Source organism: Candidatus Defluviilinea gracilis (assembly GCF_057138825.1).
In genome coordinates this window covers 22,416-32,377 of sequence record NZ_DBNHEF010000014.1, presented here as the reverse complement: position 1 = coordinate 32,377, position 9,962 = coordinate 22,416, and the positions used below count along the sequence as shown (strand labels likewise).

At 52.7% G+C, this 9,962-nt stretch carries 8 protein-coding genes; 1 reads left to right on the top strand and 7 read right to left on the bottom strand.

Annotated features, from left to right (window positions below; translation table 11 throughout):
• Positions 1–189 precede the first annotated feature (189 nt).
• The 5 genes from AC16KF_RS01600 to AC16KF_RS01580 all read right to left on the bottom strand — a co-directional run bounded on the left by AC16KF_RS01600 (position 190) and on the right by AC16KF_RS01580 (position 5,760).
• On the bottom strand, positions 190–849 hold the full coding sequence (locus AC16KF_RS01600; RefSeq protein WP_484035534.1) for a DedA family protein: 660 nt from the start codon (positions 847–849) through the stop codon (positions 190–192).
• A 76-nt stretch (positions 850–925) separates the two neighbouring features.
• Positions 926–1,204, bottom strand: coding sequence for a hypothetical protein (locus AC16KF_RS01595; protein ID WP_484035533.1), 279 nt, complete (start codon positions 1,202–1,204; stop codon positions 926–928).
• Between the two features lie 126 nt (positions 1,205–1,330).
• Positions 1,331–3,241, bottom strand: coding sequence for an alpha/beta hydrolase family protein (locus tag AC16KF_RS01590; RefSeq protein ID WP_484035532.1), 1,911 nt, complete (start codon positions 3,239–3,241; stop codon positions 1,331–1,333).
• A 224-nt stretch (positions 3,242–3,465) separates the two neighbouring features.
• Positions 3,466–4,551, bottom strand: coding sequence for a tRNA 2-thiouridine(34) synthase MnmA (gene mnmA / locus AC16KF_RS01585; protein WP_484035531.1), 1,086 nt, complete (start codon positions 4,549–4,551; stop codon positions 3,466–3,468).
• A gap of 60 nt (positions 4,552–4,611) precedes the next feature.
• Positions 4,612–5,760: a cysteine desulfurase family protein gene (locus AC16KF_RS01580; RefSeq protein ID WP_484035530.1), complete on the bottom strand. Its 1,149-nt coding sequence runs from the start codon at positions 5,758–5,760 to the stop codon at positions 4,612–4,614.
• A gap of 103 nt (positions 5,761–5,863) precedes the next feature.
• On the opposite strand from AC16KF_RS01580, the gene AC16KF_RS01575 reads away from it, so the two are divergent.
• The gene (locus tag AC16KF_RS01575) at positions 5,864–6,601 is read left to right on the top strand and encodes an NBR1-Ig-like domain-containing protein (protein ID WP_484035529.1); all 738 of its coding nucleotides are present in this window, start codon (positions 5,864–5,866) and stop codon (positions 6,599–6,601) included.
• Between the two features lie 52 nt (positions 6,602–6,653).
• Here AC16KF_RS01575 and zwf read toward each other — a convergent pair whose 3' ends face one another.
• Positions 6,654–8,087, bottom strand: coding sequence for a glucose-6-phosphate dehydrogenase (zwf, locus tag AC16KF_RS01570; RefSeq protein ID WP_484035528.1), 1,434 nt, complete (start codon positions 8,085–8,087; stop codon positions 6,654–6,656).
• A 118-nt stretch (positions 8,088–8,205) separates the two neighbouring features.
• A complete protein-coding gene (locus AC16KF_RS01565; RefSeq protein WP_484035527.1) occupies positions 8,206–9,939 on the bottom strand; it encodes a molybdopterin-dependent oxidoreductase in 1,734 nt (577 codons plus the stop codon).
• Positions 9,940–9,962 lie beyond the last annotated feature (23 nt).

Below are 9,962 nucleotides of genomic sequence, written 5' to 3'. Positions count from 1 at the left end.
GGAGAAAGGTCAGGTCGAGGAGCAGGGTAAGAATCCCGAAGAGGATGAAGTGTCCCGCTTTATCGCCATAGGGAATCGAGTTGATGAATCCGAGGATGCCAAGATTCCCAGTGTCTGCAAGAATGATGATGAGGGCGATGAAGAGCGCGAAAAGAATCGCAAGCCATTTCATATGAAAAAAGAGACGCCTTAGGGCGTCTCTGCGTTTGCCTTTTCCATTTTCGATTCGCGCCGCGCCTTCCACCACTCGACAAACATTGGAACGACGGACATCAGAACGATGACGATGATGACCAGTTCAAAGTGCTTTTGCACAAATTCGAGTCTGCCAAAGAAGTAACCGAGCAAGGTGAATAGCAGAACCCAAGTTATACCGCCCACGATGTTGTACGTGGCGAAATAAGCATACGACATTTTTCCGACGCCCGCGACGAACGGCGCAAATGTGCGGACGATGGGAACAAAGCGCGCAAGGAAGATCGCTTTGCCGCCATGTTTTTCAAAAAAGGCGTGGGTCTTTTCGATGTATTCCTTTTTGATCCATTTGATGCTGTATGCGCGCTCGCCGAGATAATGACCGATGGAATAGTTCACCGCGTCTCCCAACACTGCCGCGATGATCAGCAAAACGATCAAGCCCCAAACGTTCAGCAAGCCGTCTGCCGCGAAGGCGCCCGCCGCGAACAACAACGAATCGCCGGGCAGGAACGGCATGACGACCAAGCCTGTCTCGATGAAGATCACCGCGAACAGGATGCCGTGCGTCCAGACGCCGTAATCCATGATGATGTTTCTCAAGTGATCGTCAATGTGCAGGATGAAGTCAATTAAAAATTTTATTTGTTCCATGGCGCTTTCTTTTCAGATATAAACTTCGGAAGTCTATATTCGACTTCCGAAGTTTTGGGTATTCAACAGGCGCAGATTATACCGTGCTTTCCTCTTTCGGCTCGATTCGGCTGAGCCAGTCTCCGATCACAAGAATGATAATGCTTCCCAACGAAGACATACCTATATTAAGCGAACCAAGAGGGAACAATACCCATCCCTGCCACAGACCAACGAGATGACCTGCGGCGAAACCGAGAACGCTCAAGCCGAGATACAACATGAACCGCCAAAAACCTCCGCCGCGAATCAAATGATAAAGCGAGCCGAGGAGCACGGCGATGAGGAGGGCGAAGAGGAGGGAGGGGATAGTCATGGATCGGGAAAGAGAAGAGATTGGAGACTGGAGATTAGAGATCGGAGAATTAGAGAATTAGAGAATTAGAGAATTAGAGAATTTTCGCTCCGTGTTTACCTATCTACGTGTTTCCTTGTTTACTCTCTACGGTTTCAAATACTTCGCAAAGAAATCGGTGATCGCATTGTAGCAGGTCACGCGGTTCTCGTATTTCAAGACGTCGTGACCTTCATCTTCAAAGACGAGCAGTTCGATATCTTTGCCTTTGGACTTTAACTCGCGCACGAGGTCTTCGGATTCGGCGGCGACCACACGCGGATCGTTGCGTCCTTGAATGACGAGCATCGGCGCGGACATGTTGTGCAGATGCGTCTTCGGCGAACGGTCAACGAGGAAGGCGCGTTCGTCCGCTTTTTCGGGGTCGCCCAACGCGATCTTATAATAGGGCTTCCATGTCGCGGGGATTCGTTCCGAGAACGTCAACAAGTCATACGGACCGAACATATCGCATGAGGCTTTCCACAAGTCGGGATGCAGTCCCGCCTGCATCAACGTCATGTAGCCGCCATACGAGCGACCAACTACCGCCGCGCGGGAAACATCCAGCCGTTTATCTTTTGGCAATACCTTCGTCATCGCATACGCATGATCGAGGCGATCCTGCCCGCCCCAGTCGCGGTCAACGTGTTTGGTGTAGGAGAGTCCATAACCCGTGGAACCGCGCACGTTCGGCACAAAGACCGCAAATCCGCGCAATGTGAGATATTGGATCAACGGCATTGAGAACCACGCAAAGTCGGGGCGTTCTTGTCCCTGCGGACCGCCGTGAATGTAATAGACAACGGGCCGCGCGCCCTTGAAGCCGAGTCCCTTGGCGGGGAGATAAAGCCGCGCGGAGGTGCGCAGTCCGTCGTGCGAGAGGAACGAAGCGTCCTCCCCTTTTGAAAGAAGCGAGTCGGGAATCCCAAGAATCTTTTCGCTGGTATGCTTTGTAACCACATTCCGTTTTTTGCCGCTGACCGTGTAGAGCTGTGTCGGCGATGTGGCGGTTGAGAATGAGAAGGTGAACGAGTCCGCTTTGGAGTCGTAGTGAACGCGCTCGAGCATTCCGCCGTCGAGCGGTTTCGCGCCGACCAAAACATGCGCGAGGGTCATCAATCTTTTCTTTTCATCGAACACGCCTTCATACACCCACGAACAGCCGTCAATGTTGAACTGAAGCAAATAGCGATCTTTGCCAAGATGCGCGACTTCGACAAGTTCGCCAACGCCTTTGTGTTTTACCCCTTTCAATTGCACGCGCTCAAGCTCGCCTGGTTTTGAAAGATCGAGATAGCCGAGACTGTATGTGTCTTCAAAAACCGAAGAGACAACCACCGCGCCTTTTTCACTTGGAGAGAACACTGCAGAGCCGAGTCCGTTGAGCGGAACGTTCTCGCCTTCGGCGCGATCTTCCATCATTTTTCCGTAGAGAGTTTTTTGTTTGCCCTTTTCCCATAAACGAAACACACTATCGCCGACCTCATACCCTGTGCCGAGCAATAACTTGTTGTGATCTTTGCTATGCGCGCCGACGCCCAAGCCAAATGGATACTCAGCGATCTTGGTCAACTTGCCTGTCTTCAAATCGCCGCGATAAGTTTCGATCAAGGCAATGTCACGCCGTTCCGCGCCCAAGTACACAAATCCCTTTTCCGCATCGCATTCGCCTAAATGAACGCGATACGATGCAAAGAAATTGCCGAACGCAGGTTCAGGAAAACCGCCGTCCAGCGGGATCAACATCGGCTGATAATTTTCATCGCCGTCTTTATCTATCATCACAAGGATTTTCTTGAGTTTGGAAAAAACATAAAACGATAACCCGCCGATCAAGTGCGGATTCTGCAACGCGATGTGCGGCGGCAGTAACGGCTCAGGCACGCTTCCGCCGAACTTCATCGCATACAAACTCAAATGCCCAGACAGGTTGCTCAAAAAGAAAACTTTTTTGTCGGCATATTGCGGCACAACGAACAATCGGGCAGACATCAACGATTCGACACGATACGACATGGCAAGGCTCCTCTTGAAATTTGATTTATTTATTTTACTTTGATTGGCAAGAACGCGACGTCCTCTGGGTGACTCAAAGATTGCAATGTGTGATGATTTGCCGTCTCGTAAATAAGGTTGTACAAACACAAGGGCGACATGAATGTCGCGTTACGAGGATCATTTGAAAAATTTCAAATCCTTGACTCAATACTCAATCAACCAAATTGGCTACGCGCAGGAAATTAGAGGATAATCCCGCCGCCAATGACTACATCATCTTGATAGAAGACTGCCGCCTGACCTGCTGTGATGTCACGTTGCGGCGCGTCAAACGTGACTTGTACCTGTTCCTCCCCATTTGGCTTGACCCACGCCTCAGCCTCTTTCGCAGTGTAGCGAATCTTCACCTCCGCGCGGAACGGCTCACGCGGTATTTCGCCCGAAGTCCAATTGACATCGCGCGCAGTCAATTCTATCGAACCAAGTTCATCTTGCGTGCCAACGATTAACGTATTGCGTACTGCGTCCTTCGTAATGACGTACAGCGGAACGGGTGACGCGACTCCTAACCCTTTGCGTTGACCAATGGTGTAGTTCGCAAGTCCGTTGTGCGAGCCAATCGCTACACCTTCACGCGTGACGATCTCGCCAGATTTGAGCATATCCGCCGCGTTGCGTTGCAGGAAGTTGCGATAATCCTCGCCCGCGAGAAAACACAGATCCTGCGAGTCTTTTCGCGAGGCGGTTGGCAGTCCGTGCTTTTCAGCAATCTGTCGAATCTCCGGCTTGGTATATTCACCGACAGGGAACAATGCGTGCTTCAACTTTTCCTGATCCAACACATGCAGAACATAGGATTGATCCTTGTTTCGATCAACGGCTCGAAGTAATTCCACCTTTCCACCCTTCGACAGGCTCAGGACATCGCTTTCCACTTTCCTCGCTCTCGCATAATGTCCCGTCGCCATAAAATCCGCTCCGAGAGCAAGCGCGTGATCGAGCAAAAACGTCCAGCGGATCTTGCGGTTGCAGACCAGGCATGGATTCGGTGTCTCGCCGCGCGCGTACCCCTCGAGGAAATATTCCACAACGGTTTCGCGGAAGACATCTTTCGCATCGATCACATAAAATGGAATATCCAATAGTGCCGCCACGCGCCGCGCTTGCGCCATCGAGTCGGGCGTGCAACAGCGATTCGACTCTTCCTTGCCAGGCTCGCTCCACAAACGGAGCATCATGCCGATAACCTCATAGCCCTGCTCTTTGAGCAAGGCGGCGGCAACGGAGGAGTCCACTCCTCCAGACATGGCAACGACGGCTTTTGTCATGGGCGGGGGTGAACAAGTAGACACGTAGACAGGTAAATATGTAAACGATTAAGCATGAAATTATTTCAATCGGCGCGCTTTTTCAACCAAGGTAGGCAAAGCGGTTAAAAACGATTCGACATGCTCAGGCAGAGAATCTTTTCCGAGAGTCACGCGCAACGATCCAAGTCCCCACTCGCGTGACAAACCGATCGCGTTCATCACTTCGCTGGGATCGGGGTTGCCAGTCTTGCAGGCAGAGCCAGACGAGCAGGCGAATCCTGCCGAATCTAACAGCGTGAGCAATAAATTTCCATCTACATCTTTGAAGACGAAACTTGCGTGGTGAGGCAAACGCGACTGCATATCACCAGTGAGTTGAGAATCAGGAATTGATTCTAAAACCGCGCCGATGATTCTATCGCGCAATGGCTGGACGTGCGCTACACGTTGTTCGCGCTCTTCGTGAGTCAGCCGTAACGCCTCTGCAAAGCCGACGATGTATGGCACGTTTTGAGTTCCCGCGCGGAGGTTGAACTCCTGCCCTCCGCCGGTAAGATGCGGAACGAGCGGCGTCCCTTTGCGGACGTATAACGCGCCGACGCCTTTCGGTCCGTAAAATTTGTGCGCGCCGAGCGACATCATATCCACGCCGAGTTCGTTCACGTCCACTGGCAGATACGCGGCGGCTTGCACCGCGTCCGTGTGGAACAAAATATTATTTGCGCGGCATATTTCGGCAATTTCTTTAATTGGGTTAATCGTACCGATCTCGTTGTTCGCATACATCACAGAGACAATTGCGGTGTCTCCGCAGATCGTTTTTGCAACAGTCTCTGGCGTGACCATGCCGCGCTCATCCACATCGAGCCATTCGATGAGAAAGCCATCGTATTTCCCAAGATGCTCAAGAGTCTTCGTCACTGCGGGATGTTCGGCGCGCGAGGCGAGAATCCATTTTGCGCCGGTCTTTTCGCGCATCGCGTATGCCGCGCCGCGAATCGCAAGGTTGTCCGATTCGGAGCCGCAGGAGGTGAAAACAATCTCATCGGGCTTGCAATTCAACACACGCGCAACCGATTCGCGCGACGAATCGATCGCAGATTCGGCGATCTGTCCGAAGCGGTGAACAGACGAAGGGTTCCCGAAAGAAGCGTTGAAGAAGGGAGTCATCGCGTCCACGACGCGAGAATCCACAGGCGTTGTTGCGGAATAATCCAAGTAAATCATCGCGGCAGATTATAGCATGATGAGAATAGGAACTTCGTAGGGCAATCGTCCGTTAACTGTCGGGCGAAAGCAAGTAAAATTGCGGCTCGCTGAAAGGAGAATAATGAAAAAACAATTGATCGTTGTAGGATTATGCGCGTTGCTAATCGCATCGTGCGGCGGAGGAGAAGCGGAAGCCACGCCGACAAACACACTCAGCGTGGATGAAATCCAAGCGCTCGCCATCGAGACTTTCTCAGCGGCTCTTACGCAGACCGCGCTTGCCGCACCCTCGGAGACTCCCTTCCCCACTTTGACCGCGTCGGCTACGTTCGAACCGTTTGTCACCAGCACGGGAGGCGCGCTACCGCTTGCATCCGCGACAACAAGCGGCGGCGTGAACTCGTGCTATCGGATGACGTTTGCCAACGATGTGTCAATCCCTGACGATACGGCGGTGACTCCCGGACAGAATTTTACGAAGACATGGAAGGTACTTAATTCCGGCACGTGCGCATGGGACGCGGGATTCAAATTCGTGTTTGTCGGCGGAGAGCAGATGAGCGGCGTGACATTCACGCTCCCGTCGGCGGTTCCACCTAATGCGACGCTGGATATTTCAGTGGCGATGATCGCGCCTGCGAAAACGGGAAAATTACGCGGCAACTGGCGCATGCAAACCGCAGGCGGACAGTTCTTCGGCGATGAGGTGTATGTGCAGATCGTTGTCGGCGGTAGCGCGGTAACAGGCACAGCAACGACGGGCTCGGGATCGACAGCAACCGTCACTGCAACCGCGACAATCACGCCCGCCGTCACCGTTACAGCGGATGGAACGACAAGTCCTCCATCCTCCCCGTAAAACTAAAAATCCTTCGTCAATCACGGCGAAGGATTTTTCATATCAAGTTGCGCTATGCCGAACGCGATCGCCCAGCCTTTTTCAACTCTAATGGCGGGTTATGCCAACGACTACCGTCTTTTGCAATCAGCGCATTTGCCGCTTTGGGTCCCCAGCTACCCCGTCGATAGAGAAGCGAGGGAGGGTGTTTCTTGAGCACCGGATTAACCACAGCCCAAGCCGCCTCCGACGCATCCTCGCGCGTGAAGAGCGTGCGATCACCCGCAATGGCGTCTCCTAAAAGCCTTTCGTACGGCGACTGCTCGCCCGGCTCCTCTTCGATGACAAAGAGTTCTTTTTGATCGCCGATGAATTTTTTACCCTTTTGCTTCACCCGCGCCGCCAGCCCAATGCTGGAATGTGGAGCAAGTTGAAAGCGCAGATAGTTTGTCTGCCCGGCGCCTGCCGGTGAATCCTCGAACAGTTTTTGCGGCGGCGGCTTTAGTTCGACCATCACCTCGTTTACGCTTCGCGCCAGATTTTTGCCTGACCGCAGATACCACGGCACCCCTTCCCAACGCCACGAATCAATGAAGAGCCGCAGGGCACAAAAAGTTTCCACATCCGATTTTTTTGCCACACCCGGTTCGTTCCGATAGCCGGTGTACTGACCACGGATCAAATCGCCGGGCGCGAGCGGACGCATCGCGCGAAAAACCTTGACCTTTTCTGTTTGCACCGCGTCGGGGTCTTGACGCGTCGGCGGCTCCATCGCCAGCAGGGCAACAATTTGAAAGAGATGGTTCTGAATCACGTCGCGCAGGCAACCCACAGTGTCGTAAAATGCGCCGCGTGTTTTGACGCCGAAATCCTCCGCCAATGTAATCTGCACGCTGGAAATATAGTTGTGGTTCCAGATCGGCTCGAGAAACGAATTGGCGAATCGGAAATAGAGGATGTTCATGATCGCTTCCTTGCCGAGGTAGTGATCAATGCGAAAGATCGCATCTTCCGGGAAGACGGCATGCGCCACGCGGTTGAGTTCGCGCGCCGAAGCGAGATCGCGCCCAAACGGTTTTTCGACAATCACGCGCGCGTCTTTGGCTAAGCCGGCAGACCCCAACCCCTGGATAACATTTTCAAAGAGAAACGGCGGGATGGCAAGATAGTGAGCCGGTCTCTGAGCGCCGTCCAAGGCTTTTTTGATGGCTGTAAAGGTCTCCGGATGAGCGTAGTCTCCGCTGACATACCGAAGAAGGGAAAGGAGTTTATCGAATGCCTTTTTGTCGTCTATGCCTCCGCTACGCTGAAGGCTGTCTTTTACGCGCGCGCGCAATTGCGCCATATCCCATTTTTCAAGGGCAATGCCGACAATTGGAATCGTGAGAACGCCTCGCTTGACCAGCGCATACAGCGCGGGGATGATCATCTTGTACGCGAGGTCGCCGGTCATGCCAAAGAGCGCCAGCGCATCGGAGCGGACTGTTTGTTTGCGATTTGTTGTCATAGTTTCACTTGTTAACTCACCATATAAAATTTGCCACAGAGTCACAGAGAGGCTGAGAGAATTCCTTTGTTTATTTTTTTCTCCGCGACTCTGGGGTCAGCCAGCGCAACATCAGTTTTTAGATCGGCATCCGGTACCCGTAAAATTCATGATCTTCATTATAGCCGCCATGCCCCGCGCCGAGATGTTTGAAATCACTCACCAGCTCGATCGCCCGTATCCACTTGACCATCTTGAAACCCAGCTGATTTTCACAGCGCAGGCGAAGCGGAGCCCCATGAAGAAAATTGAGCGTTTCACCGTTCATTTCGTAGGCGAGGAGCGATAATTTATGACGCATATTGCGAAGGGAATGAACGTCATAATAGATACCTCCGTCCGCTCCTTCTGCGAACGAGTAAAAGACCACATAACGAGCCTCAGGCCTCGGCTTGACAAGCTTCAGGATGTCTCGCACGGGAACGCCTCCCCACTTTGCGACGCCTGACCAGCCCTGAATGCAGAAATGTTTGGTGATCTGTTCCTGCTTTGGCATTGCTTTGAGTTCCGCGTACGAAAGTTCTTGCGGTTTTTCCACCAGCCCGCCAATGGCGATCTTGTAATCGGCAAACCCGCCTTCCTTGAGCCGGTTGTATTCCTCGGAGACAGGCAAGGTTCCATTGACCCAAAAATACGGTGAGATGTCTTTTTCGCTATACTGGGTATGCGGATCCCAAAGTTCAGCCCAGGATTTGATGTATCCCACGAATCTCTCGCCGGTCATCTGAACCACGCGAGCATACTTGATCGTAAGAGGCGTTAGCGCGAGCCAGACGGCGATCAGCAGGAGCATCACTGGAATATAAATCAGCACACCTGCCCACGAACTGTCATTGACGCCGGCAAACATGTAGTTCAGGTTTTTGCGCAAGCCTGTGATAAACACGAGAGTAGTGTGCGTAAAGATGAAGAAGAGAAACCAGGTCAGCACGGCGAAATGGATCGTGCGGGCGAGTTGGCGGTTCAAGAATTTTGCAAAGCCGCCCAACCTGTTCGAGAACGCAGGTCCTTGCATCACACCGGTGATGAATGCCAGAGGCGCGGCGACGAAGATGGTGATGAAATAGGTCAATTGCTGTAAGCCGTTGTACACCGTCCATGTATGCTCGACGGGAAAATTTAACGACAAGTACTGGATCATGGTCGAGAGCGCGTTTGGAAATACTGTCCAACTAGTTGGCGTCACTCGTTGCCACTGGTCTGTGGCAAAAAGTAAAACGTAATAGAGCAAGCCATTCAGTACCCATAACAGATCGAAGGTGAAATGCCACCAGCGGGCAAGCCCAACTGAGTGACGAACGCCGGGGACGCCGAGCCAGCCCGGTATCGTCACCGAATCGTCTTTCGAAGTCCAGAGACGGTCTGTCGGAACATCGCGCTGAAAACGAAACCATTCTTCTCCCGGTGTGCAATTTCGCCGAAGAAACAGGCGCGGAAAATCCGCAAGGATTTGAATACCGGCGCGGATGATAAACAACATGAAGAACGCGTTGAATAGATGTTGCAATCGAAGCCACAACGGAAAGCCCGATGTGACCGAAATCGGAGACGCGTCTCCCGGGTAACGGAGGATGAACTCTTGCACGGCTGGAAGCGTTCGTAGTTGCTGGGCGATGGCAACAGCAAAGAGGAACGCCGCAAAGGCGATGGGGATTGCCCATAACACGCTGAACCAGCGTTTGCCGATGCGGACTTGCGGCACGATGCCGGCGTGATACGGCATCCAATGCCCCAGTCTGACACTGTCCTCCGCGCCGCTCAAATTCGACTCGATGGCGGACTTTAACATTTGACTTGCTTGCGTGCTTTTCATATTTTGCTCCAATCACAATGGAC